Below are 26,461 nucleotides of genomic sequence, written 5' to 3'. Positions count from 1 at the left end.
GCGGATGCCTACAACCAAGTATTTTTGCGAAGATTATATTGTAAATCGCAAGCACTCAACAATTTAGATTAGATAACACCTCAGCAAAATGTCTGAGGTGTTTCATTTTTTGCCGTTTCAGATCAGTCAGCTGAGACAACATCAATGTTTTCGTTTTTAGCTTCGTCTTTTTTATCCTCTGCTATCTGACGAATCTCAGCTTCAGCCTGCTTAGCTTGACCTTCCATCTGAGTGTCAGAGTCTCCTGTGACATTACCTACAGCTTCAGTGATTTTCCCCTGGATGTTCTGAGCCGTTGCCTTTGCCTTTTCTTCTAAACTCATGATTTGTCTCCATAGTTCTAGACTGAACTTCCATTGCAACAAGAAACATGAGCTTGTTTCATCTACTTTTTTGCTGAATTATTACAGCAATTTGCCTTCTGCCTTCTGCCTTTTTTGCTTCGGGAATTGGCGCTTGGTTTTTAGGGACTACTAGGAGAACTTGAGTCGGGTGATGTTGCATCTGGAATGTTTGAGGCGGGTGCTGTTGTGCCTTGTGCAGGAGAACTTGAGTTCGGTGGTGGTGTTGTCGCACCTTGAGCAGGAGCGCTTGTATCCGGAGCCAATGTATTGTTGTTACAGCGCGAATTCAAGGGAAACTTCTGACACAAACTCTGTACCTCTTGTGGAGAAGGCTTGCGTTCTGGAGCTAATAAGGCTTCAAGAGTGGCAAAAGGTCGCGTATCTTGGCAACGTGAATTCAAGGGGAACTTCTGGCACAAACTTTGTACCTCTTGTGGAGAAGGTTTGCGTTCTGGCACTGGAGACGCTTCGGGAATACTAAAAGGTAGTGTCGGCGTTGGTAGTTCCTCTGGTGGACTCGGCAAAGTTATAGCTTGAGGTGAGGGTATAACAGTCGCTTCTGGTGTCTTTAAGGAAGATTCAGCTTCAGCCGCAGCAAAAGGTGGTGTTGCTACTACTCTTTCTGGTGGGCGCAGCGAGATTAAAGCTTGTGATGAGAGTCTAAAGGCAGGTTGAGATTTTGTTGGTGATGAAAGGGTGCTGGAAACTGCTACTTGTCTAGGGGCAATTGGAGGTGATGTCGTCACAGAAGCGATCGGTTGTGCAGGGCGTGCCAATACGGGTTTAATTTTCTTTGGTAACGGTTTGATGTCGAGAGCCAGAGGTTGTACTGAAGGCGCTGAGACTGGCTCTTTCGCGGAAGATGGTAGTAGCAGCTCTTTCGCTTGGTCAGGTTTTTTTAGTGATGGCTTGGCATCGGGAGCAACTACAGGTTGACTTGAACTATCGTTGGTCGCTATTGGCGCTTTAGGTGTCAAGGCTATTACTAGACCTACTATAGGAAGCGTAACAGCATTAAAAATCCATAGGGTCGGAGTCAGTTTAGGCATATCGTCAGCACCCCCATTCGTTAACTGAATGATACTACTCGCTCTCGAAAGCGTCGGATAAAATCTTAAACTCCTTCCGTTTGGATTTCTCTGATGATTCTCAGCACATTTCTGGGATAAAGAACTAAGGTAGCATCACCTTGCTTCAATATGTGATCCAAGCGTCTGAAGTCGGAGGGGAAAATGAATTACTCAGTTGCGATCGCCTTTTTATTGCACTCAGATCCTGTCCTAGCAAAAGTCATTGAAGAAGTTGGCCCTTGCCAACTTCTTCAGAGTCAACCGGAGGGAGACTTGTTCTTTTGCCTATCCCGATCAATTCTGCATCAACAACTCTCCACCAAGGCAGCGGGTACTATCCACTCCCGGTTTCTCCAGCTTTACCCTGATAGCGAGTTTCCGACAGCACTAGATATCCTCAATACACCCGACGAAGACCTCCGTCGTGTTGGTATCTCACGTCCCAAAATCTCTTATCTCAAAGACCTAGCTCGTCATGTGATTGAAGACTTGCCTACTCTTGAAGAGTTGGACGTGATGGATGATGAGTCTATTATCACAACCCTGACGCGGGTTAAAGGCATTGGACGTTGGACTGTTCAGATGCTCCTAATCTTCCGTCTCAAGCGGTGGGATATTCTACCTGTTGATGACCTGGGGATACGAGCAGGTATTCGGAAAGTCTATGGTCTTGAGACACTGCCTGACCGAAAGACTACAGAAAGCTTCGGACAACGTTGGAAACCTTATTGCAGCATTGCCTCGTGGTATCTGTGGCGCAGTCTGGAGATGAAACCGCAGCCAATCGTGACAACTCTTTAGCCAATTCTGATTCGTCTTGCCGTTATTGGGCTACAGGAGAAACGGTGTGAGAAAAATTTTTGCGTTGAGCTTGCTCATAATCGGCTTAGGGATTGTACTGCTATCTATCTCTCATAAGGAACCTCCGAGAACAGCCTCTTCAACGGTTGAGCCTCTGCTAGAGAAAGAGGTTCAATACAAGTCCTACACCTTGGAGTCAAGTGTTGTTCACACCTTGTTGATTCCAGGGGATAGTCGTTTTTTGGTGATTCCTGCTGTCTCCCAGGAACTCAGCAGTTTGGAAAGCTTTGCTCAAAAGCATGAGGCTGTTGCAGTAATCAATGGAGGCTTTTTTGATCCACAAAATCAAGAATCTACATCTTACGTTGTCCAGCAAGGGGTTTTAGTGGCTGACCCTCGCAAGAACGAGCGGCTGATGGACAATCCCAAATTAGCGCCTTACTTGGAGAAAATCCTTGACCGAACGGAGTTCCGACGATATCGTTGTGGGTTAACTGTTGGCTATGATATTGCCCTTCACAGTGAACCCACTCCAAAAGAGTGCCAGTTAGTGGATGCTTTGGGAGGCAGCCCTCGCTTGTTGCCAGAGATAACTTCTGTTGCAGAGGGTTTTTTGGATGTTGAGAACGGGTTAGTGATCCGAGACTCGCTGAATAGCCGTCAATCTAACGCTCGGAGTGCGGTTGGCATTACTCGCGATCGCAACATTCTTTTGGTGATGGTGGCTCAACAACCTCTATCTCAAACCAGTGGGATGTCTTTAGCCGCACTAGCTGACTTCATGAAAACTCTAGGGGTTGAAAAAGCGATGAATCTGGATGGGGGAAGCTCTTCTTCGTTTTATTACAAGGGTAAGACCTTTTACGGGAAAGTGGGCAATGAGGGGAATCCGCTAAGGCGACCTGTTTTGTCTGTTCTACTCGTTAAAGATTAGACTTCTTGCATAAATCCTGGAATGCCCCCTAAATTCCCCAATTTTGGGGGACTTTTTTCAAGACAGGTATAGTCAGCAATAGGCTAAGCCAGACTATGATTGAGTCGCAAGGTGAGGCACTGGCAATCGGGCGATTGTTAGGCTTTTACTAATAGATGCGTTTGAGAAGCGGATGTTTGAGGTTTGACTATGCCCAACGAAGAACAAAATGCACGGGAAACACTACAGCTAGAACCGGGCACGTTGTGGGATAAAGCGATCGCACAAACCGAATACGCAAAAAGCTGTGGCGCACTTCAGTTTCTCCCAACCGAGTATGAGTTCATAGAGCAAGATGGGATTAACTTCCTCGTTCGAGTTTTGCCTCACCTTGTACGCAAAGATGAGGCGAAAAAGAAGCAGGACAAAGATACTGCCAATTCAGGAAAAGGCTTTAATCCATTCCTACCCTACGAGGAAGACTTGTTTGTTGCTGATATTTCTGACACGCATCTGTGTCTGTTGAACAAATTCAGCATTATCGACCATCATCTGCTCATTGTGACGCGAGCGTTTGAGGAGCAGGAAACTTGGCTCACGCTACAAGATTTTGAGGCGATGTGGGCGTGTCTTAATGAAATTGATGGCTTGGTGTTTTACAACGGAGGAAAGATGGCTGGGGCAAGTCAGCGACATAAGCACTTGCAACTCGTTCCACTACCACTTGTAGAAGAGGGACTAAAGATACCGATTGAACCTGCGATCGCATCTGTTATATTTCAAGACTCTGTTGGGACTACAACTCGCTTCCCCTTTGTTCATGCGATCGCCAAGCTAGACTTTCATCCAGAGAAATCTCCACTAGCATCTGCCGCGTCTACGCTTGAGTGCTATCACAATCTCCTCCGGGCAGTGGGTTTGATTAGCGATACCCCAGTGAATGGAGAAAAACAATCGGGTGCCTACAATTTTTTGGCAACACGAGATTGGATGCTGGTAGTACCACGAGCGAATGAGTGTTTTTCAGACATCTCCGTGAACTCGTTAGGATTCGCGGGTACCCTCGTAGTACGTTCCGTTGAGCAAATGAATCTACTAAAAGATAAAAGTCCGATGACGGTACTAACGAGTGTTGCTGTACCCACGGCACTTGAAACTGAAGGATTAAAGAGGTAATGCTATGACAACGGTACTGAATTTGGAGCCAATTACTACGCTGACACGGGAGCAGTTTTTTCAATTGTGTCAAGCGAATCCGGATTTACAGCTTGAACGTTCACCTAATGGAGAATTAGTTATTGTGACGCCTATTGGTGGTGAAAGTGGCAATCAAGAAGCGAGTTTGATTGCGAAGGTCGTGGTCTGGAATGAACAGACTCACTTAGGTGTGGTGTTTAGCTCTCAGACTGTATTTAGTTTACCCGGAGGTGGCGATCGCTCTCCCGATGTTGCTTGGGTAGAGTTGCAACGGTGGCAAGGATTGAGTCAGGAGGAACGGGAGGGGTTTCCGCCGATTTGCCCGGATTTTGTAATTGAGTTGCGTTCTCGCACGGATAGGTTAAAGCCGCTACAGAATAAGATGCTGGAGTATTTAGCGAGTGGGGTGCGGTTAGGTTGGCTGATTAATCCTAAGGATAAACAGGTGGAAATTTATCGCAGGGGGCAAGAGGTGGAGGTGGTGGAGATGCCTGTGCTGTTGTTGGGGGAGGAGGTGTTGCCGGGGTTTAGTTTGGAGGTGAAATAGGTAAGGATAAGGGATGAGTTGAGGATAGTAGCAGATTTTTGGGTGAGCGATCGCTTTTCTCCGCGTCAGTACTTACGCAGAACCTCTACCTGTAGGGTGCGTCCTGACGCACCCTACTACTAAAGTGTTATTCGACTTTTTAGTGGAGGTTAGCGGACTCGAACCGCTGACATCCTGCTTGCAAAGCAGGCGCTCTACCAACTGAGCTAAACCCCCAAGCACTAAAATAGTGTAACGCAAGAATGGAAACTTATCTACCATAGTTATCTTACTCCTTATCGTTCCATTCTTGATAGAGGATGAAGAAAAAAGATCAGGGGTATATCATCATCTTGTAGCTGAGTGCCTGTAAAGTATGCAACAAGCCGAATGTAGCACCTCTATCTCTCAGTCGATCGGGAAAATGACCCAGGTTGTTGCAACATTTTATAAATTTGTTAAGTTGCCGGACTTTGCTGAGAAACAAAGTTCATTGGTGGAATACTGCGAAAAGCAGGGTATCAAAGGGACAATTCTTCTTGCGGCAGAAGGAATCAATGCCACTCTCTCTGGTTCACGTCAGGCAATTGATTCAGTTCTCGCTTTTATACGCTCCGATCCACGTCTAGCTGACTTGGAACACAAAGAGTCTTATACTGATGCTCCACCCTTTGACCGTCTGAAAGTTCGGTTGAAGAGTGAAATTGTCACCTTGGGCATTCCTGAAATTGATCCGAATGACCAGGTTGGTACTTATGTTAGCCCGAAGGATTGGAATGAGCTGCTGTGCGATCCGGAGGTACTGGTTGTTGATACCCGCAACGATTATGAGGTGGTTATTGGTACGTTCAAGGGCGCGTCTAATCCTCAGATTGCTTCATTTCGAGAATTTCCTGACTATGTGACGCACCATCTCAAGCCGGCTGTACACAAGAAGGTAGCGATGTTTTGTACTGGCGGGATTCGCTGTGAGAAAGCGTCATCGTTTATGCTCTCTCAAGGCTTTCAGGAGGTGTATCACCTCAAAGGTGGCATTCTCAAGTATTTGGAGGAAGTTCCAGCCGAAGAGAGTCTATGGCGGGGAGAGTGTTTTGTCTTCGATCAGCGCATTGCTGTTAAAGCTGGGTTGGCAACGGGATCTTACGATCTGTGCCGAAGCTGTGGACATCCAATTTCTGAGGGCGATCGCATTTCTCCTCATTACCAAGAAGGCATTTCCTGCCCGTACTGTTTTGACAAGCTTACAGAGGAAAAACGGGCGCGTCAGGAGGAGAGACAGCGACAGTTTGAGCTAGCGAAGAGGAAGCATTTCAACGCTTCAGCGCCAGAGTCAAGCCATCCCCAATCGGAACTAGGCTAAGGGTTACTCGCTGATCTTGATGGAGCTTTTGATTTAGCGATCGAATTGCATTGGTTCTATTGTCCTGCACTTGGGCGTCTGCTACTCGCCCCGACCAAAGTACATTGTCTACAATAATCAGCCCACCAGGACGCACTAATTCTAAGGCGAGTTCGTAGTAGATCTCGTAGTTGCTCTTGTCTGCATCAATGAAGGCAAAGTCAAATGTACCGGCTTGTCCTTCTGCCAGTAGCGATTTCAAGGTTTCTTGTGCTGGGGCGATATGGAGGTCAATTTTGTCAGCTATTCCTGCTTGTTGCCAATAACGACGTGCAATGTTTGTATATTCCTCACTCACATCACAGGCAACTACCTTGCCTTCTGGCGGTAGCGCTAAGGCTACAACTAGAGAACTATAGCCTGTAAACACCCCAACCTCTAGGGTTTTCTTTGCTCCGATTAACTGCACTAGCAATGCCATAAACTGTCCCTGATCTGGGGCAATCTGCATCTGAGCCATTGGATGCTGCGCTGTTTCCTGCCTTAGCTGAGTCAAAATTTCTGGTTCTCTGAGAGAAACTGACTGCAAGTAGTTGTAAAGCTGAGTGTCGAGTCCTAGTGTTTGATTAGACATTATGGGTTTCGAGTTGGAGTCAGAGGTGCAAGAGTTAGGCTATCAGCTTTGGGGAGTCAGCAGTCAGGTTTTAGGGCAAAAGTTGCGTTTCAATCCCTGAAAGGGATTAGAGGTAATTGAAAGACGATAGCCCTGAAGAGGCGATAGAGCAGGGAGTTTCAATCCCTGAAAGGGATTAGAGGTAATTGAAAGAGCGGGAGCCTGAAAAGCTTGCTGTATTCGGTTTTCAAGGTGCTTTTTCGCGAATGATTTAATCATCTCCAAAAATCTCTATTCTGTCAAGAGTCAAAAACGCTGAAAGCCTTTCCCTGTATGGTGCGCGGATGTCCCAATTGTCTCAAAAGCTTCAGATCCTTATGGAGTCAGCCATCCAGCCTAACTTTTAGCAGCGTCATTTCAAACATCTACCCATCCGCGCCATTCATGATTCTCAATCGATTGAGATGCTAGGGCTTACGCATCGTCTTCGGCTTTCTCAATCCCAATAATTTCTTGGTTTGCTAAATCTTTCCATGTGTGAAATGTAAAGCGGCGTTTGCCTCCCTCCAAATCCCATACCCTCTGCAATGTAGCGTTTGGGTAGGTGCCATTGTCGAGTTGAGCCAATAGTGGTGGCCAAACGTTTTTGATGCGGCTTGTCTCACCAACGTAAAGCTTTAGATGACCAATGTGTGCGATCGCATAGATCCCAGAAGCCATGACTGAGAACCACCCAGCTAAGATTGAGTAAGTCTTTAAGCTTCTACAGCGACAGTAATGTCTTTTCCATTCTTAACTATTTTTGCATTTTTGGGAGAAAAGTCCAGTATCGAGGAAGTGAGTCGCTTAATCCCAACGAGAGTGAGTCTAGACTGTTGAGAGGCAATTTGAAAGCTTAGTAACGCTTCCTCTCTCAGTCAATGTCAAGTAATTTGATTTTTTCCGATACTCAGAACCATTGGGCTAATGACAGTATTAGCCAACTCGTGGCGAGAAACTTCATCAGTGGCTACCCAGATGGTAGTTTTCGACCCAACGCATCTGTAACTCGTGCTGAATTTGCTGCCCTTTTGTCTAAGGCGTTTGCCAACACGCCTCCTATCCGCAGCGCCATCACCTTTAAGGATGTCTCCTCCAATAACTGGGCAAATTCTGCTATTCAAACCACTTATCGAACGGGTTTTCTCTCTGGCTACCCTGATGGCACATTTAGACCTAACCAGCCAATTCCGCGAGTGCAGGCACTGGTAGCATTAGTGAGTGGATTGAAGTACACCGCAGGAGCGCAAGGTGTTGCATCCCTATCACGGTATTATGATGACGCGGCTTTGATTCCGAGTTATGCGCTAAATGCGATCGCCGCAGCAACCGAAAAGCGTCTTGTTGTTAACTATCCAAATATTAAACGCCTCAACCCCAATCAAAACGCCTCAAGAGCTGAGGTAGCCGCATTTATTTGCCGCGCCTTAAACATCCCTGGTGTCCCATCTCAGTACATTCCTGGGTTAGACTTATTTGCCATTCCTCCCCAATTTGAGGAGGCAGATTCCTTTTCCGAAGGACTAGCGCGAGTCAAGAGTGGGAATAAGTGGGGTTACATCGACACAACCGGGAAACTCGTGATTCAGCCACAACTGGATGAGGCGAATTCATTTTCCGAAGGAGTAGCATTAGTTAGAACGTATCAGAGGACTTCGCCCCAGTCTATCTCACGTCAAGGAGACGTTGTAGAAACACGCGGAGTTTGGCTGACGACTACCGCTAGCCAAGTTCTCAACTCCAAGCAAAACATTGCTGAGGCGATGAATTTTCTTGCCGAAACCGGGTTCAACGTTGTGTTTCCTGTTGTCTGGAATAACGCCGCTACGATTTACCCCAGTCGCATTATGCGGGACACGTTTGGATTGGAGATTGACTCACGCTATGCTGGACGAGACCCTTTGGGGGAACTGATTGTCGAGGCAAAGCGGGTTGGACTAGCGGTTATTCCCTGGTTCGAGTATGGATTTGCCAGTTCCTTTAACCAAAATGGCGGACGACTGCTGGCGAAAAAACCAGAGTGGTCAGCACGCGATGCAAGTGGTAATCTGCTGAAAAAGAATAACTTTGAGTGGATGAATGCGCTTGATGTAGAGGTGCAGGATTTCCTTCGGAGTTTGGTACTGGAAGTTGTTAACAACTATGATATTACGGGCATCCAAGGCGATGACCGAATGCCTGCACTCCCCTCGGAAGGTAGTTACGACGCGAGAACCATTGACCGCTACTTTCGGCAGTTCAACCAAAACCCTCCCCAAAATCCAAAAGATCCACAATGGCTTCAGTGGCGTGCCGACATCCTCAGCGACTTCTTAACCCGACTCTATCGAGAAGTAATTACAATCAATCCCAACCTAATCATTTCAATGTCTCCGAGTGTCTACCCTTGGGGAATGCAAGAGTACCTTCAGGACTCGCAAGCTTGGATTGATCAGGGACTCGTGGATCTAATCCATCCCCAGTTATATAGCCGTAATTTTGAGGGGTATAAATTACTGGTTGATCGGCTTGTTACGCAGCAATTTACATCATTACAAATGCCTTCTCTAGTCCCTGGTGTTCTACTCAAGTCCGGTTCGTACCGCATGACTCCAGAACTATTGTTGCAGACGATTCAATACAATCGCGATCAAGGAATTCTAGGAGAAGTCTTTTTCTTCTATGAAGGTTTACGAGAAGAGAATGATGCTCTAGCAAAAGTCTTACGCACTGGTCCCTACGCTCAACGCGCACAATTCAGTTCCTCAAAAATCAAAGAACATGGTTTTACTGAACGGAGACTCGGTGGTCAATATCTTTATATTGACAAGTTAGGAAAATCCGTTAGCCAACCCCAATTTGATTGGGCAGATTCCTTCTCCGAAGGGCTAGCACCCGTCAAAATGGGGTATAAGTGGAGCTACATCGACAAAACAGGAAAACTCGTTAGCCGCTTTCAATTTGATCAAGCTGAGTTTTTTCCTTCTAGCGAAGCAACTCCGGATAACACAGGACTCGCGCTAGTCAGAATCGGCAGCAAGTATGGCTATGTTGACAAGACAGGTAAGCTTGTAATCTCAACGCAATTTGATGCAGCAAATTCTTTCCAAGAAGGACTAGCCGCTGTAAAAATTAATGACACTTGGCTTTATATCGACAAAGCGGGAAAACCAGTAATCCTACCGCGATTTGATAAAGCGGGTTCTTTTAGTGCAGGATTGGCATGGGTTAAGGTTTCTGGCAAGTATGGCTATATTGACAAATTAGGTAAAGTTGTGATTCAGCCACAATTTGATGAAGCAGAGTCTTTTGCTGAAAGCTTAGCGCCTGTAAAAATGGCTAACAAGTGGGGTTATATTAACTCAACAGGGCAACTGGTAATTGCGAGGCAATTTGAGAAAGCTAAATCGTTTCAGGAAGGATTAGCAGCGGTGAAAGTCGGCAGTTTGTGGGGCTATATCAACAAAACCGGAAACGTTGTAATCACTCCAGAATTCAATGAAGCTAATTCTTTTAGTGAAGGATTTGCTCTGGTGAGTAGTGGTGGAAAGTGGGGCTACATTCGGAATATTCTTCGCTAAGTGTATTGGGGAGTATTGAAATGCGATCGCATTTATCTGTAGTTCTGACTATCTGAACACAATAAACGTGACATACTCCTACACCAACTGAGTACAGATATGGCGTGAGGCTTCCGGCGAGAAAGCTAAAAAATAAACAAAAGGAGGCGGAATAATCCACCTCCTTATTCATCCAAATGTCAGAAAATTTCAGCCAGAAGCCTATTAGTAGCGGCTACGGGTGTTGGCAGTAGGTTTGTGAACGATGAAGCTAAGAACTTGGCACTGCTTTATGTTATCGAAACCTACTACACGGATGTAAGAGTCGCGGTAGTCAGAGCGACAACCATCTACTTCTTGCATCACTTCTTGAGGAGTGCGAGCTTTGAACAAGGGCAGTTTCCACAGTGTCCAGTAGTGCTGTTTTGGTTCTGAATCTTCGCTAAATTCTACGGCTGGGATATAGCCTTGATCCAAAATGTACTGGACTTGCTTGAGAATCTGCGAATCAGTCAGGGGTGGCAAGTAGGAAAGAGTTTCGTAACGACGTTCTTTCGGTAAAGTTTGCATGGGTTATGCTCGTAAATTGAAGTAGGGGTATACAACTAGAGACTTTATGGTGTCCCTGACTCGGTAGTCTTAGTTTTCTGAATCAGGTTGCTGTTCGGGGTAGCTAGGGGGTTCAGAGCTTGTAAATTGCGTAATGCGCTCTAGATGCTGACGCCGATGTTCTGTGTTTGACTGCTGGATGCTAGTGCAAACCATTTCTGGTAAGAACTCTGCTACTTCTTCTGCCATGTGCTGCCGTACAGTCATCAGTCGAAGCGCTAGCTCTTGTTTCTCTTGAAGTAAGGCTAGGAGGAAAGCTTCGCCATCTTGGATACTGTTCCTTGAGCAAAAGGAATGCAGCCATAGGGCTTGAGGTGGGTCATTTTCACTCAACTGAGCTAAAACCGTCCTCAGTGCTTGATAGGTAAAATAGCTAGTCAGCACCTTGGCTGTATCTTTCGCAACTTGTTTTAGATCCATCTTCTGAACCCTGCCTAGTAAGTGCTGAATCTTGAGTACTTAGTCTTTGAGTATACTTTGTCACTCAGGACTCAGCACTTGGCACCTTACATCAGACGGTGTCCATTGCCTCGAACTCGAACTTGATTTCCTTCCAAAGTTCGCAAGCAACAGCCAATTCAGGACTCCACTTGCAAGCTTCACGGATTACATCGCCACCTTCACGCATCAGGTTGCGACCTTCGTTACGGGCTTGGACACAAGCTTCTAGGGCAACGCGGTTAGCGGTTGCACCAGGAGCATTACCCCAAGGGTGTCCGAGTGTTCCGCCACCGAACTGTAGGCAGGAATCATCGCCGAAGATTTCAACCAACGCAGGCATGTGCCAAACGTGGATACCACCGGAAGCAACGGGCATTACTCCAGGCATAGATGCCCAATCTTGGGTGAAGTAAATCCCGCGATCGCGGTCTTGTTCAATGTGGTCTTCGCGCATCAGGTCAACGAAGCCCATGGTGATGCCTTTCTCACCTTCCAACTTACCAACGACGGTACCGGAGTGGAGGTGGTCACCACCGGACATCCGCAGACACTTAGCAAGAACGCGGAAGTGGATACCGTGGTTCTTCTGACGGTCAATTACCGCGTGCATTGCACGGTGGATGTGCAGCAGGATACCGTTGCGGCGGCACCACTTAGCCAGGGTGGTATTAGCGGTGAAACCACCTGTTAGGTAGTCGTGCATGATGATTGGAGTGCCAATTTCTTTGGCGAACTCAGCACGCTCCATCATTTCTTCGCAGGTGGGGGCGGTGACGTTGAGGTAGTGACCTTTAATTTCACCGGTTTCAGCCTGGGCTTTCTCAATGGCTTCTTGAACGAACAGGAAGCGATCGCGCCAGCGCATGAATGGCTGAGAGTTGATGTTTTCGTCGTCTTTGGTGAAGTCTAGACCACCGCGTAGGCACTCATAAACCGCACGTCCGTAGTTCTTCGCAGATAGACCCAGCTTAGGCTTAATCGTACAACCCAAGAGAGGACGACCATATTTGTTCAGCTTGTCCCGCTCAACGGTAATTCCGTGAGGAGGGCCTTGGAAGGTCTTGAGGTAAGCGATAGGAATCCGCAAGTCTTCTAAGCGCAGGGCACGCAAAGCTTTGAAACCAAATACGTTACCCACAAGTGAGGTGAGCAAGTTGGTAACGGAACCTTCTTCAAACAAATCTAATGGGTAAGCAACATAGGCGATGAACTGATTGTCTTCCCCACGTACTGGCTCGATGTCGTAGCAACGGCCTTTATAGCGATCGAGGTCAGTCAGCAAGTCTGTCCAGACTGTTGTCCAAGTACCTGTAGACGACTCAGCCGCAACCGCCGCACCGGCTTCTTCCGGTGGCACCCCAGGCTGTGGGGTCATGCGAAACGCTGCCAGAACATCGGTGTCTTTGGGTGTGTAGTCCGGAGTATAGTAAGTTAATTTATAATCTTTTACCCCGGCATCGTAACCAGCTTTTGACTGAGTTCTGGTTTGTGAGTAAGACATGTTTTCCTTCCTTAGGAACTCTTGAATATTGCAACTACTTCCGCTGCTTTTTGGTGTTGTAGATTTTGACCTAAATTGTAGGTACGAAAATCCTTAAAAAGGCTTGTACAAATAGCCCCTTGTGGATGCAACATCACACCCATTATCCCCCTGCAAATCACTCATGCCTGGGAGTACCTAACCTATGCTATTTGACCACAAAATTGGCTTTATGGGGACAATTTTTTTTGGCAAACCAAACGGCTGAGGTATTAAATAATTTCTTAATGCTTAGTTACTATAACAAGAATTCGATAAGTTGAAGTTCAATTATTCTTTACGAATGTATAAACTTTTTTTATATCTAAAAGTAATACAACTTTTTGTAAATTTTCGTGAAATAAGTAGAAAAAGTGTCCCCTTTAAAGCATTGACAAGGAGAGCAACTTTCTATGGCAATTCTCATGGAATGGAACACAGAAAGCTTGCCTTGGACAAGAAAAATAAAGAGAAAGCTCTTCATTCCTCTCTCGGCGTCCCTGGCTTATTTTCAATCACAGTGGCGTAGAAAGTATTAAATGGAATCCTAGGAACACAAGTAAGGAGAATCACTATGGCGTTTTTGATTACCCGTATAGGTCTTGTCTTTACTGCAATGCTGTTGTGCTTGAACTTACTAGTCCCAAACGCAAAAGCTCAAAGGCAAGGACAAACTGATAGAGATTGGCTAGTGGCACAACGTGAAACTAACCAAGATGTGTATAGCCCCACCTATGTAGATGAACCACCCCCACCCTTAAACGAACCGCTACCTTCTGAACGCCTACGGCAAGATACTCAACGTTTATCACCAGATTTTCGTGTAAGTGCCTTACAACCTGACTTTACAGGTGACCTCTGGATTGGTTCATGGTTAGGGTTATCGAGAATCAACCCCAATACTGGAAAGGTGTTAGCTCGTATTCGCCTACCGAACTATACTGTTGGTGCTTTAGCGCAAGACCGAGTTGGACGGATTTGGGTGGGAACCTATGAAGGGCTGTTGCGTGTAGACCCACGTAGCAATGAAGTGACTGCACAAAACTTCACATTACCCTCTAATCGAGTCCTGTCGATGTTGATTGACCGTCGAGGCTATCTGTGGGTAGGAAGCGATCGCGGTCTTACCCTAATCAGCCCCGATCAGGGATTATTAATGACTACAGTCCAAAAACTTCCTGGTGTCAGTGCCAACGCTCTTACCTTGGATAAAGAAGGTCAGCTATGGGTGGGGACGCTAAACGGCATCGTGCGAGTCGATACAGCGAGTGCTTTGCCTAGAGGACGAATTGAAGGCATCCCTGGAACTGTTGTGCAAACCCTTACCCTTGGCACAGATGGGATGCTTTGGGCGGGGACTCCCAACAGCTTACTCGTGATTAATCCTGAAACGTTTCAAGTTATCCGCTCTGTAACACCACTTCGGGGACGTAATGTTACATCTATACGCTTTGCTCAAGATCGTAGTGTTTGGGTTGGCACCGATAATGGCTTGTTGAAACTCAAACCGGATAGCGGCGAAGTACTCGGTCAGATAGCCAACCTTCCTTCTGACAGTATCCTGTCTCTTTCGCCGGATACTGGCAACAAGTTATGGGTTGGCACAAGTGAGGGATTAGCTTGGGTTAGTTTAACGAGTGGTCGCGTTCGTCCTCATTTTGCCTTTATTCGCGAACCTTCTCCTCAATAAGTCGTTACGATTCAGTTGTGAATCTGCGAACCCTAGACATTAATAGTGATGTCTGAGACAACAAATTTCCTCAGATTCGTGCAAACAATCAAACCTCAACGCTAAACCAAAATGGCAGTCACCACTCAGCAATTAATCCAATGGAAGCGGCAGTCTCGTCCGATTGTGACACTCACGGCTTGGGATTATGCGATCGCGCAACTATTGGATGCGGCTGGAGTGGATGTCATTTTGGTAGGAGATTCCATGGCGATGGTGACGTTAGGCTACCAAAATACCTTGCCCCTAACACTAGAGGAGACACTGCACCATACGAAAGCGGTGCGTCGGGGTGTTAAACGAGCATTAGTCGTTTGCGATTTACCGTTTTTAACTTATCAAGAAAGTCCCCAACAAGCGATGCACTCCGCAGGTCGAGCGTTGAAGGAAACGGGCGCACAGGCGGTAAAGTTGGAAGGCGGGTATCCTGCGATCACACAAACAGTTGCACAACTCACAACTGCGGGAATTCCAGTGATGGGTCATGTCGGGCTGACACCGCAATCTGTTCATCAGTTAGGGTATCGCAAGCAAGGGAAAACACAAGATGCGGGGGGGCGAATTCTACAAGAAGCGATCGCGCTTTCTGAAGCAGGGGCCTTTGCCATTGTTTTAGAGCATATCCCTGATGATTTAGCCTTGCAGATTACCCAAAAGGTTCCTATTCCGACGATTGGAATTGGTGCAGGTCCACATTGCGATGGGCAAGTGCTAGTCACATCTGATTTATTGGGACTTTCAGAATATAAGCCACCGTTTGCTAAGTCTTATGTGGATTTGCGGCAGATAATTACACAAGCCGTACAGGAGTTTAGTACTGAAGTCCGAGAGCGACAATTTCCAGAACCGGAACAACATTAGATCAGAAGCCTCTGTCCTGAATAGGCAACTGAAACTGGAGCTATGCTTTAAAAATATTGGCTGAGGAGGAAGTCATTAAAAATGAGTAACTTTTACGTAACTGATAATGCTTCCGCTGCTTATGAAGAGGATTTTCATAAGATGATGAAGATTTTCCTTCTGAATGTCCCTATAACTTGGAGCAATTGTTAAGCTCTGTATTTCTTCCAGGGGAAGGCATTGACTGTTGAAGATAGCCATAGCTAAGTAGACTGTTGCTTTAGTTCATATAGATGACTTTCCTGTAAGCGAAGCTTCCGGAGCATTAACTATTGTCACACCAATCATGCTGTCACGGGTGACTAGCGCAGCGAGTGCTTCCTCATCCATCCCCTCGGTTGATGCTGGACGCTGGGGTAAAACAAGATAACGCATCGTCGCCGTACTGTCATGTACGCGAACTTCGACAGATTCAGGAATATGAGTCCCAAATTCAGCAAGCACTGCACGCGGTTCTCGTACAGCACGAGAGCGATAGGCTTTACTCTTGTACCAATCGGGTGGCAATCCTAAAATCATGCGGGGATAGCAGGAACAAAGAGTACAAACGACGAGGTTGTGGACTTGTGAGGTATTCTCGACTACGACTAGCTTTGTCACCCCCACTTCTATACCTAGTTCCGTAGCGGCTGCACTCCCGTCCTTAAGCAATCGGGTTTTGTAGTCTGAGTTAGTCCAAGCACGGGCAACAATTTTAGCTCCAAGGGCAGGACTACGTGCATCCATTACCTCGACGGTTCGACGCACTTCGTCAGCAGTAATCAGCCCTTTCTCAATGAGCAACTCACGCACAGCGATTTCTAACTTCTGGTAGTAGGTTAGAGGTGCATCATCGTCGGGTCGCACTTCATGATTAGAGTGGTTGTGCATCGTCCTAGATTTAGGCTGGCTCTAGCCAGTGTTCGGAAATCTCAATTACAAGTGTGTCATTCTTGGAGCCTGTGTACTCAGTCCAGACATCACTCTGCTGAAACCGTACCCAATAGAGAGGCTGTTTTGGAAGTCCATCACGTCCGTAAGCAAGTTCTTCTGGATTGGCAAACTCTCCACAAATGCGTTCAACAACCCCAATCTTGCCGCGAATGTAGAACGGTGTACGAACATGACCAGGGGGATAAGCAACACGAACTGAAACGCGATCGCCAACAGTAAAACGTGTACTCATCGTATAACTATTGCTCACGCTCCTCAATCTCCGCTAACTTGCGTCCTAGTTCATCCACTGTCAGAACACCTTTCTCTAAGAGGACTTGAGTAAGCGAAGCAATCCAGCGCTCATAGTAGCTCAGCTTTTCGTAAGCCTCAGCACCAAGAGACTCAATCCCACGCCGCAGTTCATCATCACAAATTAATGGGGGATTCCTATTTGATAGGAGTACGACAAGAGCATCAACACGCTTTTCCCATAGCTCATAGTTGTGTTCAGCGCGTTCTATTGCTCCAGTCGGCAAACCCCCAACATCGTGATACCCTCTCATGACTCAACTTGCTCACTTCTTGCTTAAGGATTAGCTTTCGAGACTGGCTACTTGTCCAGATTTATCAATTGTCCAATTATCAGGTCATTGTGGAAGTGAAATCAATTGGTTGAAATGCGATCGCTTGCAAATAGTTAACAACTGTGCGTCTTGATGATGAATCAAAGTCCCTACTCTGTTTTCTTAGACAACCGACTTGTTTAGGGTTCAATGAAGAAGCAGAGAAATTAATCAAAGGGGGATAATCGGCATGGAGACAAACAAGGACGTAGCAATCGAACACCAAAATGTACCTGTTGAGCATCGGGGATTGCATGATTTTTTGTACAGTTCTCCAGATGAACACGATACTACTGATGTAACTGATAAACAGGAACTTGAAAGTAATAGCAATCAAGTCTTATCGCTTGAGGCTTGGTGCGCCCTTTCGCAAAATGCAAAGGTTGCTGGCGTATATGCGGTGCTGAACGATAAGCAACAAACACAGTACATCGGCTACTCGCGCAATGTGCTACTCTCCCTCAACAGCCATGTTGCCCAAAATGGGACGGCAGCTTGTGCCTTCGTGCGAGTGCAGACGTTCAAGTTCCCGAAGCGCCAAGAAATGGAAGACTTGCGTGAAGCGTGGCTTTCCGAACTGGACTACATTCCTCCAGGAAACAGTGAGGAGAGTGCAAATTGGGCAAGTACAGTCGGTGAAGCTGCAAAGGCAACGATGTCAGCAAGTGAGCGTAATGCTTATGAGGAGAAGAAGCTTAAATTGCGTAAAGCGATGGCTGACACTGCACTGGTTAAGGAACTAGAGGCAAAGGATAGGAGTACTACCGAAACTCGTCATCAGATTGAGGCAGCAGTGGAGAATGACGATTGGAGTACTGTTATAGACGGACAGACGCAGGAAACCAAGCCTGAAAACTGAGATCGCGATCGCTTTTCCTTCAGTAACTAGTTTCCATTGGGCATTCAATCATAATAATGCCAGAGTGTCCCAACGTTAATTGGATGAAGTGCAGACTGTAAAAGTCTCTTAATGTAAACAATGCTGTGATTGGAGAAATGTGAGAGCGTGAACTTAAGTTAACGAAAGACTACAAAATATATCTTTCCTAAAATCATGTGTTTTTTTCCTTGCTTTCACGGTCAGCCACTTGAGATTTGAATTACTATTTCGTCTACCATGTCCCTGTCACTAAAGGATGTTGTAGATGATAGAAGCAGAGCGATACTACAGAATCCTTGAGCTGGAGCCAGGAGCTTCACCAGAGGAAGTTCACCAAGGCTACCTCGATTTGACTTGGGTTTGGCATCCTGACCGCTTTACAGGTCATCCCCGGCTACAACAGAAAGCTCAAAGTAAGCTTCAAGAACTTAATGAAGCTCATGAACAGTTGCGATCTTTCCGATCAACTCCTCGAACAAGAGATTTACGCACTCAGACCAAATCCCAAACCTCCCCAGCTTCATACGACCAATCCTCTACAGAAGGCTTACACCAATCCAACGTGCATCGAGCTTGGGTAGCAGAAGATCAACAAACAACCAAAGAATGTCGGCGTCCGGTTAGTTTCAAAAGCCGCGATGTCAATGAGTGGTTAGATTAATCAGGAGGTTGAGGAGAGTGCTTTCACTGATGGTTGGGTGATATATGTCTACGCTGGGGCAATTTCGGTTTTGCCCTTGCCCCAAAGTGTCATTAATTTCTAATGCTTATAGATGATGCCTTCTGGCTAACAATAGTGCTTGTCACCTGAGTTATGTCAGGAGGCATTTAAGGTATGACCATCGTACTCTGTGCCAGAACCTAGAGAATGTCATCAATCAACGAATCATTGTGTTGCGATCGCCTTTTGGTATCCTTAGGGCTGTGATAAACCTTACAGAATGTTTTGCCAAGGCTTTCTCCTTAAAATCCCGTTTTACCAGCAATAGAGAATTAAGGCAGGTGAATCGGCTTCAGTGGCAGGATTTTGTGAATCAGCAAAATCCCGTAGTAAGTGCCTTGATGTCCAAAATGAGGATAGATGCTCAAGAACGGTTTACAGTTAAGTTAGTATCGCTGCAATTGTTGGCTAGTTTGGGACTGAATCCAGCACAAGTGCAGCTAATCTCTGGATTTATTGATACTTACCTCAAGTTGAATGCCGAGGAGGAAGCAATGTTTCAGGCAGAGCTTGCTAGGATTGAACCAGCTAGAGCAGAGGGAATTATGGAGATTGTCACTAGCTGGATGGAACAAGGTATTCAACGGGGACTGCAACAGGGACTGCAACAAGGATTACAACAAGGAAGGCAGCAGGGAGAATTTGCACTGGTGATGCGTCTACTTACTCGCTGCCTTGGTGTAGTAGCTCCTCAGTTACGAGAGCGTATTGGGATGCTGTCTATTGAGCAGTTAGAGAATTTGGGTGAAGCGCTGTTAGACTTTACCAATATTGCTGATTTAGAAGCTTGGTTAGGTGGGCAGTAAGCGATCGCTTCTCCCTTTGTGAACTCATGGGTTGTGCTTCTAGTTTGCTCAAGAATCTCTGGTCAAAACTCAAAGGGATTTTTCGTTAAGGTAATCTATGAGTGAATTACAGACAAAAGTGGCTAGTGATACCTGGGTTGTAGCTAGCTGGGATGAGTATATTCAGGTAATTGAAGACCCTACTTATGGAAAAGCTAAGGGCTACTACAACAAAGGGCAACTAAGAATTGAAATGCCACCAGTCGGAGCTGACCACGCTGATAATAACGGAATTGTTGTTATATTAGTCAACCTCTTTGGAATTGCAAAAGCTATAGCACTCAAGCTATTTGTCAACTGTAGCTACCGGAAACAAGGTCTGCGAGAAGCTCAACCAGATGCGTCTTATTACATTGGAGAACGAGTTCAATCAGCCCCAACAGGTAGTTCTGTAGTTAATCTAGATAACAACCAAGCCCCAGATTTAGTGATAGAAATTGCTGACACTTCTTTATCTGATGACTTAGGTGAAAAACGAATACTGTATGAAGATTTAGGTGTTAGAGAATACTGGGTAGTAGATGTAAAAAAAGCACGAATTACTGCCTTTAAGATGATTGCTAATGGTGGTAGTCAACGGATTAGAGAATCAGAGATGTTGCCAGGATTAGCTATTTCCTTGCTAGAGGAAGATTTACGGCGTAGTCGTGAAATGGATAACACTGAAGTCGGTACTTGGTTTTTGGCTCAGGTACAAACATCAGGGTAATGATAATTAAAGGACACCTTTTGCCCTTTGCCAGCTTGAGAGAAGCCTTACAGTTGAATCAGCCAGTTTGAGTCTTTACCTAAATGCGATCGCCCTCACCACCAGAGATGAAGCGCGATCGCAAGTGCTACTCCGATTGAGTATGGGTAGTAGCATCTGTTGCAGAGGAAGAGTAAAAGGCTATTGAGTTAAGCAATTGTCACTTCCGTAGACAAGTAGACATCCTGAATTGCGTGAAACAGCTTCACACCTTCCTCAAATGGTCGCTGGAAGGTCTTGCGACCAGAAATAAGACCTGAACCACCAGCGCGTTTATTAATCACAGCGGTGCGAATTGCTTCGGCAAAGTCGCTTTTCCCTGATGCCCCGCCGGAGTTAATTAAACCAGCACGACCAGCGTAGCAGTTGAGAACCTGATAGCGCGTTAAGTCAATGGGGTGGTCAGTACTGAGTTCAGAATAAACTAGGTCATTGGTTTTGCCGTACACCTTTGCACCAAGCGTTTTCCCAACCGCACCGTAGCCATTGTTACATTCGGGCAACTTCTGCTTGATGATGTCGGCTTCAATGGTGACACCCAGATGGTTTGCCTGACCTGTCAGGTCAGCCGCAAGGTGATAATCCTTCTCATCTTGCTTAAATGCACTATTACGGAGATAGCACCAGAGAATGGTTGCCATACCGAGTTCATGGGCGCGGGCAAAAGCGCGGCTTACTTCCTGAATCTGGCGAGTAGATTGTTCAGAACCAAAGTAAATCGTTGCCCCCACAGCAACAGCCCCTAAATTCCAAGCTTGCTCAACGCTAGCAAACATTATCTGGTCATATTGATTCGGGTAGGTGAGTAGTTCATTATGGTTGATTTTCATAATGAACGGAATGCGGTGGGCATACTTACGAGAAACCATGCCCAGAACACCCAAGGTAGTAGCAACTGCATTACAGCCACCTTCAAGGGCGAGTTTAATGATGTTTTCTGGGTCGAAGTAACTAGGATTCGGCGCAAAGGAGGCACCAGCCGCGTGTTCTATCCCTTGGTCTACTGGGAGGATGGAGAGATAACCGGTATTGGCAAGACGTCCAGTTGAGTAAAGCTGATAGAGACTGCGTAATACTTGGGGGTTGCGATCAGTATTGCTAAAAATTCGCTCTACCCAGTCAGGGCCAGGTAAATGTAACAGCTGTTTGGAAACCTTAGGCTGGTACGTGAGTAGGTCTTCAGCTTCTCCACCTAACCAGGCTTCAATCGATTCAGGTGCGGATAATGTAGCAGTCATACTACTTTTCCTCAAAGTTTCACTAGGAAGTATCTATCCTTTGATTGTGACAGCCGCTTACGGTAAGAGCCGTCTCTACAGCGACAGAGTAGTTACTCGAATTATTAAAGAGCTTAAGGAAAGCGAGTGTAACAGCGTCAGGTCAAACTCAGAGCTGACTGTAAAGAAAAACTAAAAATTAGCGATTTAGGGAAAGTTTTGCTGATCGCGGTTTTCTATTGTGTTATTCGCTACATTGCAAATCACTCTGTCTGAACTATTGAGTTCCAATGTGCCATTTGCGATCGCCCCTAATGCCCCCTGTTCAAGCATTGCGATTTCTAGAATCCGACCCTAATGGGATATAAGCCGCTTATACACAAAGATTTAGCTCTTTGTGATGAGGGCAGTTTCACCAGGAAATATTTTTAATTTCTATATGAGAAATGCTCCAAAACGATACCAAAATGATCAGGCTCCTCGTTAAGTTTTTAAAAGCTCTTTTGAATACCTTTTATCGCGATCGCATATATCCGCGATTTTTTGTGTTAGAGACAGTTGCTCGTGTCCCTTACTTCGCCTATACCTCAGTCCTCCACCTTTATGAAACAATGGGTTGGTGGCGTAAGGCAGATTGGATAAAAGTTCACTTTGCCGAATCCTGGAACGAATTACATCACCTGCTGATTGCCGAAGCGCTTGGTGGCGATCAACATTGGATTGACCGCTTCGTTGCTCGCACAGGAGCTTTTGTTTACTACTGGATTATCGTCTTGGTGTATATGGCTACTCCCCAATCTGCCTATCACTTCATGCAATTGATTGAAGAACACGCTTACCACACCTATGACAACTTTCTGCAAGAACAAGGAGAGTTTCTCAAAACCCAGCCTGCACCGGAAGTTGCAATTAGCTACTACCGTGATGGCGACCTCTACTTGTTTGATGAATTTCAAACATCTCATCCAGGAGAAGAACGTCGTCCTAAGATAGAAAATCTCTACGATGTGTTCGTTGCTATCAGAGATGACGAATTAGAACACGTCAAAACAATGATTGCTTGCCAGAAACCCAACGCCCAAGAAACCTTTCAGAGTCCCCACAACGCCAAAAGACCAGCTATGCTGGAACCCACGAAGGGTTCCATTGACTCGCATTCAGTTGACATAGCGCAAGGGGCAGTCGAGAGAGAGCCAGTAGAAATGTCCTAAAACATCGCTAAGTAGTAAGTTAAGTAAATCACTTCAAATCGGTTTTAACCAAAACTTGACAGGAGCGATCGCGTTTTTTGCGCTTGAGTACTGAACCTGTACCTAAAGCACCAATAGCCAATAAACCCATAGCCGAAGCGGGTTCAGGAACACCCGTAGGATCTTCTGCATTTAGTGCTGCCAAGGCTAAATCTCCCACGTATTGATGCGCTGCTGTTGTTGGGTGTCTATCGTCCCAAAATAAATACTGGTTCTGCTCATCTGGGTTAGCAACGCATGATTGTACTAATAGACAAGGAGTAGTTACATTCGTAAAGCCAAATTCCTGGGGTGCAGCAAAAAGTTGATCGATACCCTCACTAACATCAAACAAGATAAGGTTAAGAGCAGGATCGAAGCTTTCGCTTAACTCTTCAAGAGCAGCATTATGAGCATCTACCAAAGCGCTAAGCTCCTCAGATTCCGGGGTATTGAGAGAAACTGGAGTCTTTCCCAAATCCGGTAGGTTAACGACCATGATATTTTGCGCTCCAACATTAGCAAGGGATGTCACAGCTTGCGATATGTTGACAATAGTTGTGTCAGGGTCTTCAAAGGGTACAAAAGTTCCATCAGTGGGTCCATAATCATTAGCACCTGCCCATATTATGTAGAGTGCATCCGGATCAGCAACAGGTGGAAGGTTTGTAAAAAAGTCAATCTGCTGCTCTAATCCTGGTAAAGGAGGTAACTGAGGAAAAGTCAGAGAAATCGTATTCTCCACTCCCGTAGTTGCACCCCCAAAAGCAAAGTTTATGCCTTCAGTTAGGTCAACATTTCCAACGAACGGATTAACTTCTAATCCTAGATCTTGGGCAAGATAATCTACCCAAACCAATCCATTGGAAAAACTTCCCTCAGAGTACGGTGGGCTTGGGGGGATAGCTCCTCCAGTCGCGTTAAATACATTACCCTGATCGGAAAGACTATCGCCAAAGACATAAATATTACTAAAACTTGCTGCTGAAGCTCTAAGCGGAAACAGGAAAGATAATAGGAAAAACCCAGTCGCTACAGCTTTTTTGTTCATAGTAATTTTGTCCCCTGATAGTCTTGGTTAATTTTTGACTCGAACACATAGCATCTGAGCGTTTTGGCTTCAATCTGAGAAGAAGCTATACGGAAATTCAGTACATGAGAGTAGAAGTTGAAATCACTCCTCATATCACGTTCTAACCACCGCTCATACCAAGTCGTATTTAAATAGCGTACCTGAGTCCGAGTGATTAGCTCAAAACTAACTGTTCGCTAACGGCTACTTGGTATTAAATTGCAAAGTGTGTTTCTATAAACCGTAAGTTTACAGAAACAATTATTCTCTCAGTAACAGCAAGTAAATCGACAGAACTAACTTAAAGATTTTGTGAACTATTTTCAGGCTTTTTTCCTAAAGCTACAAAGACCATAATCTTTTAAGACAACTACTGCTCATCAGAACTTGATGGTGATGGCGTTGGTGTCTCTGATGGCTGAGCGTCTTCACGTTTAAGTTGCTGTGCTTCTTTTGCTGATAGCCCTTCACCTTGGGAGCCAAAGTACCAAAGAACTGATGCGGCTTCAGCACGAGTTACAGGCTTTTTGGGCTGGAATAGCGTTGTATAACCCAGCATCCGGCGGATGTTAGCGGACTCTCCATTCTGAAAATCTGCTAATACAGCGCGTAACGCCTTTGGTTCAACCTTTGCGGCATCTTGGAAACCCCAAGTCTGTTTCACGGCATCAACCGAAGCCGAAGGCAGAGACTGACGGGTATCCAAAGGGACTTTCCACAAAATGAGGTTTTCTCTGGTTAAGGGGGCATCTGGACGAAATAAAACGGCTGTAGCGTCGCCAGTTAAGGGACTAGGAATCAAGCCAGCTTCCGCTAAGGCTTGGATGCTTTGGAAATCGCGATCGCTTCGTGGAACATCCCGGAAGGCTGGTTGAGTGGTTTCTGATGCCGAACGAATTTGTTGCCCTGGACGATTGGCATAAATCTGATTATTCGCCGCAACTAGCCAACGCGCATACTCCCGACGGGTAATTGTTTTATTCGGCTCAAATGTCGTACCACTAGCACCGGCATTAGTTTTAGAACCAGAGGAATCAACGGTTAAAACTCCTAAAGTCGCCAAATCTTCAATATATTGGCGCAACTCTTTAGGGGCTTTATCAAGGTCAGTGAAATCTTGCGCTTCCCCTGCTGATCGGCTAGGAACGTAAGACGGGACTTCTGATTGTGACGAATCCTGTCCAGATTGCTCAGAAGCTGCCTCGCCTTGATTACGGATGTACTGAATCTCGAACTCTGTAACAGCGTTGGAAGTTCCACTGGTAGATGGTTCTCTTGCTGAAGATGTTTCCCCTGAGTTGTTAGTTGCTGCACTTGATGGAATAGTTACAGTCACTTGTAAACCATTTCGACGTGCGACAAATGTGCCACCTGCTTCATCAGTGGGTTGAGACGTAATCTGCCAGTTATTCGACTCAAATTCTCTCTTATAAAAGCTCTGAATGGCATCAATCGGGTCAGCGGATGACCAGCTTGTTTGCTCACCTTGAGCATTTGGCACAGTCAACGGCTCAACGTTCTCTAGCGTTGCCTCTGGATACAGTGGAATCTCTGAGGGGAAACCCTCTGGCAGTTTTGCTGTAGTTTGACTCGGAGAATTTCCCTGTGATGAACCACCTAAAGTAGTTGAGTTATTCCTCAACTTGGGGTCTGCTGCAAAGGAACGCTCAAGCGCCTCACCCGTTGAGCTGTTGGCACAGGAGGTCAACAACCCTAGGAGGCAAGCAGCAAAACCAGTAAGTAGGACAGGGCGTTTATCAAACAGCACGGATGTTCTTGACAAAGAGTCTCACTTCCTACGCTAGCGCAAATTGACTAGCGATTATTGGCACCGCGCTTTGCCGCATTACCATAGGCTTAGAAACCTTATTAAGCGTGGTATCTTGGCTGAGAGCCAAAACTGGCAAAGACTTATGAAGTGCTGGTGAGGTGAAGATACTATACCAGCTATTTTCCGTTCAAACTTTTATGGCTTTAGAGAAAAAAAATGCTTCAGCGGCTAGCCAGTCTCCTGGATTAGCGAATTCAACATCAGAAAAAATCACATTAGGTCAAGCAAGCGCTGCGACTCAAGAGACAGAAAAGGTAAATCGTCAGTCAAAATTCTGGCAGCAAACGCGGGAAAATCTACAAATTATTGCGATCGCACTTGCCTTAGCTCTGTTCATCCGTGCGTTTGTTGCAGAACCTCGTTACATCCCCTCGGATTCGATGTTACCGACGTTGGAAGTAGGCGATCGCTTAGTTGTAGAAAAAGTCTCCTACTATTTCCGACCACCTGCCACTGGTGAGATTGTTGTCTTTGACCCACCTCAACAACTCCAAATTCAGGGTTATGCCAAAGACCAAGCTTTCATCAAACGAGTGATTGGGACACCCGGACAAACGGTTCAAGTTCAAGACGGTAAGGTTTACATCAATGGTCGTTCGTTAAATGAGAACTACATTGCTGAACCACCTGCCTATCAGATGGAACCTGTGCAGGTGCCTGAAGACCAACTATTTGTTATGGGAGATAACCGTAATAACAGCAACGACTCTCACGTTTGGGGCTTTTTGCCTAAGCAAAACGTGATTGGTCACGCTTGTTACCGCTTCTGGCCTTTCAGTCGTATTGGTCGTGTTTGATGAA

Annotated in this window: 28 protein-coding genes and 1 tRNA gene; 14 read left to right on the top strand and 15 right to left on the bottom strand. The window is 45.9% G+C overall.

Features of this window, described 5'->3' with window-relative positions:
* Nucleotides 1-122: 122 nt before the first annotated feature.
* The gene (locus AC5JL3_RS07760) at nt 123-323 is read right to left on the bottom strand and encodes a CsbD family protein (RefSeq protein WP_496073934.1); all 201 of its coding nucleotides are present in this window, start codon (nt 321-323) and stop codon (nt 123-125) included.
* Between the two features lie 140 nt (nt 324-463).
* On the bottom strand, nt 464-1,393 hold the full coding sequence (locus tag AC5JL3_RS07755) for a hypothetical protein (RefSeq protein WP_496073933.1): 930 nt from the start codon (nt 1,391-1,393) through the stop codon (nt 464-466).
* 183 nt (nt 1,394-1,576) lie between these two features.
* Here AC5JL3_RS07755 and AC5JL3_RS07750 point away from each other — a divergent pair, with 183 nt between their 5' ends.
* From AC5JL3_RS07750 to AC5JL3_RS07735, 4 genes are all read left to right on the top strand, one after another.
* Nucleotides 1,577-2,215 (top strand): DNA-3-methyladenine glycosylase family protein, encoded by a 639-nt coding sequence (locus tag AC5JL3_RS07750; RefSeq protein ID WP_496073932.1) that lies wholly within the window; start codon nt 1,577-1,579, stop codon nt 2,213-2,215.
* 46 nt (nt 2,216-2,261) lie between these two features.
* Nucleotides 2,262-3,149 carry a phosphodiester glycosidase family protein gene (locus tag AC5JL3_RS07745; RefSeq protein WP_496073931.1) on the top strand — a complete coding sequence of 296 codons (888 nt, stop codon included), beginning with the start codon at nt 2,262-2,264 and terminating at the stop codon, nt 3,147-3,149.
* A 189-nt stretch (nt 3,150-3,338) separates the two neighbouring features.
* Nucleotides 3,339-4,304 carry an ATP adenylyltransferase family protein gene (locus tag AC5JL3_RS07740; protein ID WP_496073930.1) on the top strand — a complete coding sequence of 322 codons (966 nt, stop codon included), beginning with the start codon at nt 3,339-3,341 and terminating at the stop codon, nt 4,302-4,304.
* Nucleotides 4,305-4,308: 4 nt separating this feature from the next.
* Nucleotides 4,309-4,872 carry a Uma2 family endonuclease gene (locus AC5JL3_RS07735; protein WP_496073929.1) on the top strand — a complete coding sequence of 188 codons (564 nt, stop codon included), beginning with the start codon at nt 4,309-4,311 and terminating at the stop codon, nt 4,870-4,872.
* A 143-nt stretch (nt 4,873-5,015) separates the two neighbouring features.
* Here AC5JL3_RS07735 and AC5JL3_RS07730 read toward each other — a convergent pair.
* A tRNA-Ala gene (locus AC5JL3_RS07730) sits at nt 5,016-5,088 on the bottom strand.
* Between the two features lie 139 nt (nt 5,089-5,227).
* Between AC5JL3_RS07730 and trhO the strand changes: the two genes are divergently transcribed.
* Entirely contained in the window at nt 5,228-6,211 is a 984-nt protein-coding gene (gene trhO / locus AC5JL3_RS07725; RefSeq protein ID WP_496073928.1) for an oxygen-dependent tRNA uridine(34) hydroxylase TrhO, read from the top strand.
* On the opposite strand, the gene AC5JL3_RS07720 is transcribed toward trhO, so the two are convergent.
* Nucleotides 6,162-6,824: a class I SAM-dependent methyltransferase gene (locus AC5JL3_RS07720; protein ID WP_496073927.1), complete on the bottom strand. Its 663-nt coding sequence runs from the start codon at nt 6,822-6,824 to the stop codon at nt 6,162-6,164. The two genes, trhO and AC5JL3_RS07720, sit on opposite strands and share 50 nt — an antisense overlap.
* A gap of 453 nt (nt 6,825-7,277) precedes the next feature.
* On the bottom strand, nt 7,278-7,523 hold the full coding sequence (locus AC5JL3_RS07715) for a GIY-YIG nuclease family protein (protein WP_192220596.1): 246 nt from the start codon (nt 7,521-7,523) through the stop codon (nt 7,278-7,280).
* Nucleotides 7,524-7,723: 200 nt separating this feature from the next.
* Between AC5JL3_RS07715 and AC5JL3_RS07710 the strand changes: the two genes are divergently transcribed.
* Nucleotides 7,724-10,402, top strand: coding sequence for a WG repeat-containing protein (locus tag AC5JL3_RS07710; RefSeq protein ID WP_496073926.1), 2,679 nt, complete (start codon nt 7,724-7,726; stop codon nt 10,400-10,402).
* Between the two features lie 204 nt (nt 10,403-10,606).
* On the opposite strand, the gene AC5JL3_RS07705 is transcribed toward AC5JL3_RS07710, so the two are convergent.
* The 3 genes from AC5JL3_RS07705 to AC5JL3_RS07695 all read right to left on the bottom strand — a co-directional run bounded on the left by AC5JL3_RS07705 (nt 10,607) and on the right by AC5JL3_RS07695 (nt 12,932).
* A complete protein-coding gene (locus tag AC5JL3_RS07705; protein WP_192220599.1) occupies nt 10,607-10,951 on the bottom strand; it encodes a ribulose bisphosphate carboxylase small subunit in 345 nt (114 codons plus the stop codon).
* Between the two features lie 69 nt (nt 10,952-11,020).
* Nucleotides 11,021-11,410 carry a RuBisCO chaperone RbcX gene (rcbX, locus tag AC5JL3_RS07700; RefSeq protein ID WP_496073925.1) on the bottom strand — a complete coding sequence of 130 codons (390 nt, stop codon included), beginning with the start codon at nt 11,408-11,410 and terminating at the stop codon, nt 11,021-11,023.
* Between the two features lie 91 nt (nt 11,411-11,501).
* Nucleotides 11,502-12,932, bottom strand: coding sequence for a form I ribulose bisphosphate carboxylase large subunit (locus AC5JL3_RS07695; protein WP_496073924.1), 1,431 nt, complete (start codon nt 12,930-12,932; stop codon nt 11,502-11,504).
* 592 nt (nt 12,933-13,524) lie between these two features.
* Between AC5JL3_RS07695 and AC5JL3_RS07690 the strand changes: the two genes are divergently transcribed.
* Together AC5JL3_RS07690 and panB are read left to right on the top strand one after the other, a co-directional pair.
* Nucleotides 13,525-14,640 carry a ligand-binding sensor domain-containing protein gene (locus tag AC5JL3_RS07690; RefSeq protein ID WP_496073923.1) on the top strand — a complete coding sequence of 372 codons (1,116 nt, stop codon included), beginning with the start codon at nt 13,525-13,527 and terminating at the stop codon, nt 14,638-14,640.
* Between the two features lie 111 nt (nt 14,641-14,751).
* A complete protein-coding gene (gene panB / locus AC5JL3_RS07685; protein WP_496073922.1) occupies nt 14,752-15,540 on the top strand; it encodes a 3-methyl-2-oxobutanoate hydroxymethyltransferase in 789 nt (262 codons plus the stop codon).
* Between the two features lie 264 nt (nt 15,541-15,804).
* Here panB and nthA read toward each other — a convergent pair whose 3' ends face one another.
* From nthA to AC5JL3_RS07670, 3 genes are read right to left on the bottom strand one after another with little or no spacing between them, the layout of a single operon-like run.
* Nucleotides 15,805-16,449 (bottom strand): nitrile hydratase subunit alpha, encoded by a 645-nt coding sequence (nthA, locus tag AC5JL3_RS07680; protein WP_496073921.1) that lies wholly within the window; start codon nt 16,447-16,449, stop codon nt 15,805-15,807.
* 10 nt (nt 16,450-16,459) lie between these two features.
* Nucleotides 16,460-16,744, bottom strand: coding sequence for an SH3-like domain-containing protein (locus AC5JL3_RS07675; protein WP_496073920.1), 285 nt, complete (start codon nt 16,742-16,744; stop codon nt 16,460-16,462).
* 7 nt (nt 16,745-16,751) lie between these two features.
* Nucleotides 16,752-17,057 (bottom strand): hypothetical protein, encoded by a 306-nt coding sequence (locus tag AC5JL3_RS07670; RefSeq protein WP_496073919.1) that lies wholly within the window; start codon nt 17,055-17,057, stop codon nt 16,752-16,754.
* A 250-nt stretch (nt 17,058-17,307) separates the two neighbouring features.
* Between AC5JL3_RS07670 and AC5JL3_RS07665 the strand changes: the two genes are divergently transcribed.
* From AC5JL3_RS07665 to AC5JL3_RS07650, 4 genes are all read left to right on the top strand, one after another.
* Entirely contained in the window at nt 17,308-17,976 is a 669-nt protein-coding gene (locus AC5JL3_RS07665; RefSeq protein ID WP_496073918.1) for a GIY-YIG nuclease family protein, read from the top strand.
* Between the two features lie 286 nt (nt 17,977-18,262).
* Nucleotides 18,263-18,658 carry a J domain-containing protein gene (locus AC5JL3_RS07660; RefSeq protein ID WP_496073917.1) on the top strand — a complete coding sequence of 132 codons (396 nt, stop codon included), beginning with the start codon at nt 18,263-18,265 and terminating at the stop codon, nt 18,656-18,658.
* Nucleotides 18,659-18,888: 230 nt separating this feature from the next.
* Nucleotides 18,889-19,524 (top strand): DUF4351 domain-containing protein, encoded by a 636-nt coding sequence (locus AC5JL3_RS07655; protein ID WP_496073916.1) that lies wholly within the window; start codon nt 18,889-18,891, stop codon nt 19,522-19,524.
* Between the two features lie 97 nt (nt 19,525-19,621).
* On the top strand, nt 19,622-20,272 hold the full coding sequence (locus AC5JL3_RS07650; RefSeq protein WP_496073915.1) for a Uma2 family endonuclease: 651 nt from the start codon (nt 19,622-19,624) through the stop codon (nt 20,270-20,272).
* Nucleotides 20,273-20,460: 188 nt separating this feature from the next.
* Here AC5JL3_RS07650 and AC5JL3_RS07645 read toward each other — a convergent pair whose 3' ends face one another.
* Entirely contained in the window at nt 20,461-21,549 is a 1,089-nt protein-coding gene (locus tag AC5JL3_RS07645) for a class I fructose-bisphosphate aldolase (RefSeq protein WP_496073914.1), read from the bottom strand.
* A gap of 186 nt (nt 21,550-21,735) precedes the next feature.
* Nucleotides 21,736-21,861 (bottom strand): hypothetical protein, encoded by a 126-nt coding sequence (locus AC5JL3_RS07640; RefSeq protein ID WP_496073913.1) that lies wholly within the window; start codon nt 21,859-21,861, stop codon nt 21,736-21,738.
* 113 nt (nt 21,862-21,974) lie between these two features.
* Here AC5JL3_RS07640 and AC5JL3_RS07635 point away from each other — a divergent pair, with 113 nt between their 5' ends.
* Nucleotides 21,975-22,739, top strand: coding sequence for an alternative oxidase (locus AC5JL3_RS07635; protein ID WP_496073912.1), 765 nt, complete (start codon nt 21,975-21,977; stop codon nt 22,737-22,739).
* Between the two features lie 28 nt (nt 22,740-22,767).
* Here AC5JL3_RS07635 and AC5JL3_RS07630 read toward each other — a convergent pair whose 3' ends face one another.
* On the bottom strand, nt 22,768-23,808 hold the full coding sequence (locus tag AC5JL3_RS07630; protein ID WP_496073911.1) for an SGNH/GDSL hydrolase family protein: 1,041 nt from the start codon (nt 23,806-23,808) through the stop codon (nt 22,768-22,770).
* Nucleotides 23,809-24,199: 391 nt separating this feature from the next.
* Complete coding sequence (locus AC5JL3_RS07625) at nt 24,200-25,612, bottom strand: S-layer homology domain-containing protein (protein ID WP_496073910.1); 1,413 nt, start codon at nt 25,610-25,612, stop codon at nt 24,200-24,202.
* A gap of 185 nt (nt 25,613-25,797) precedes the next feature.
* On the opposite strand from AC5JL3_RS07625, the gene lepB reads away from it, so the two are divergent.
* Nucleotides 25,798-26,457, top strand: a complete 660-nt coding sequence (gene lepB, locus AC5JL3_RS07620; RefSeq protein WP_496073909.1) for a signal peptidase I — start codon at nt 25,798-25,800, stop codon at nt 26,455-26,457.
* Nucleotides 26,458-26,461: the final 4 nt, after the last annotated feature.

This window comes from Symplocastrum torsivum, assembly GCF_059505465.1.
Note: the sequence above shows the minus strand (reverse complement) of the source record. Positions and strands in the feature narration are given on the sequence as shown.

What these genes read in the sequence shown, in the direction of transcription:
- AC5JL3_RS07760 (WP_496073934.1), bottom strand. Translation starts at nt 323, where the DNA reads ATGAGTTTAGAAGAAAAGGCAAAGGCAACGGCTCAGAACATCCAGGGG.
- AC5JL3_RS07755 (WP_496073933.1), bottom strand. Translation starts at nt 1,393, where the DNA reads ATGCCTAAACTGACTCCGACCCTATGGATTTTTAATGCTGTTACGCTT.
- AC5JL3_RS07750 (WP_496073932.1), top strand. Translation starts at nt 1,577, where the DNA reads ATGAATTACTCAGTTGCGATCGCCTTTTTATTGCACTCAGATCCTGTC.
- AC5JL3_RS07740 (WP_496073930.1), top strand. Translation starts at nt 3,339, where the DNA reads ATGCCCAACGAAGAACAAAATGCACGGGAAACACTACAGCTAGAACCG.
- AC5JL3_RS07735 (WP_496073929.1), top strand. Translation starts at nt 4,309, where the DNA reads ATGACAACGGTACTGAATTTGGAGCCAATTACTACGCTGACACGGGAG.
- trhO (WP_496073928.1), top strand. Translation starts at nt 5,228, where the DNA reads ATGCAACAAGCCGAATGTAGCACCTCTATCTCTCAGTCGATCGGGAAA.
- AC5JL3_RS07720 (WP_496073927.1), bottom strand. Translation starts at nt 6,824, where the DNA reads ATGTCTAATCAAACACTAGGACTCGACACTCAGCTTTACAACTACTTG.
- AC5JL3_RS07715 (WP_192220596.1), bottom strand. Translation starts at nt 7,523, where the DNA reads ATGGCTTCTGGGATCTATGCGATCGCACACATTGGTCATCTAAAGCTT.
- AC5JL3_RS07710 (WP_496073926.1), top strand. Translation starts at nt 7,724, where the DNA reads ATGTCAAGTAATTTGATTTTTTCCGATACTCAGAACCATTGGGCTAAT.
- AC5JL3_RS07705 (WP_192220599.1), bottom strand. Translation starts at nt 10,951, where the DNA reads ATGCAAACTTTACCGAAAGAACGTCGTTACGAAACTCTTTCCTACTTG.
- rcbX (WP_496073925.1), bottom strand. Translation starts at nt 11,410, where the DNA reads ATGGATCTAAAACAAGTTGCGAAAGATACAGCCAAGGTGCTGACTAGC.
- AC5JL3_RS07695 (WP_496073924.1), bottom strand. Translation starts at nt 12,932, where the DNA reads ATGTCTTACTCACAAACCAGAACTCAGTCAAAAGCTGGTTACGATGCC.
- AC5JL3_RS07690 (WP_496073923.1), top strand. Translation starts at nt 13,525, where the DNA reads ATGGCGTTTTTGATTACCCGTATAGGTCTTGTCTTTACTGCAATGCTG.
- panB (WP_496073922.1), top strand. Translation starts at nt 14,752, where the DNA reads ATGGCAGTCACCACTCAGCAATTAATCCAATGGAAGCGGCAGTCTCGT.
- nthA (WP_496073921.1), bottom strand. Translation starts at nt 16,449, where the DNA reads ATGCACAACCACTCTAATCATGAAGTGCGACCCGACGATGATGCACCT.
- AC5JL3_RS07675 (WP_496073920.1), bottom strand. Translation starts at nt 16,744, where the DNA reads ATGAGTACACGTTTTACTGTTGGCGATCGCGTTTCAGTTCGTGTTGCT.
- AC5JL3_RS07670 (WP_496073919.1), bottom strand. Translation starts at nt 17,057, where the DNA reads ATGAGAGGGTATCACGATGTTGGGGGTTTGCCGACTGGAGCAATAGAA.
- AC5JL3_RS07665 (WP_496073918.1), top strand. Translation starts at nt 17,308, where the DNA reads ATGGAGACAAACAAGGACGTAGCAATCGAACACCAAAATGTACCTGTT.
- AC5JL3_RS07660 (WP_496073917.1), top strand. Translation starts at nt 18,263, where the DNA reads ATGATAGAAGCAGAGCGATACTACAGAATCCTTGAGCTGGAGCCAGGA.
- AC5JL3_RS07650 (WP_496073915.1), top strand. Translation starts at nt 19,622, where the DNA reads ATGAGTGAATTACAGACAAAAGTGGCTAGTGATACCTGGGTTGTAGCT.
- AC5JL3_RS07645 (WP_496073914.1), bottom strand. Translation starts at nt 21,549, where the DNA reads ATGACTGCTACATTATCCGCACCTGAATCGATTGAAGCCTGGTTAGGT.
- AC5JL3_RS07640 (WP_496073913.1), bottom strand. Translation starts at nt 21,861, where the DNA reads ATGCTTGAACAGGGGGCATTAGGGGCGATCGCAAATGGCACATTGGAA.
- AC5JL3_RS07635 (WP_496073912.1), top strand. Translation starts at nt 21,975, where the DNA reads ATGCTCCAAAACGATACCAAAATGATCAGGCTCCTCGTTAAGTTTTTA.
- AC5JL3_RS07630 (WP_496073911.1), bottom strand. Translation starts at nt 23,808, where the DNA reads ATGAACAAAAAAGCTGTAGCGACTGGGTTTTTCCTATTATCTTTCCTG.
- lepB (WP_496073909.1), top strand. Translation starts at nt 25,798, where the DNA reads ATGGCTTTAGAGAAAAAAAATGCTTCAGCGGCTAGCCAGTCTCCTGGA.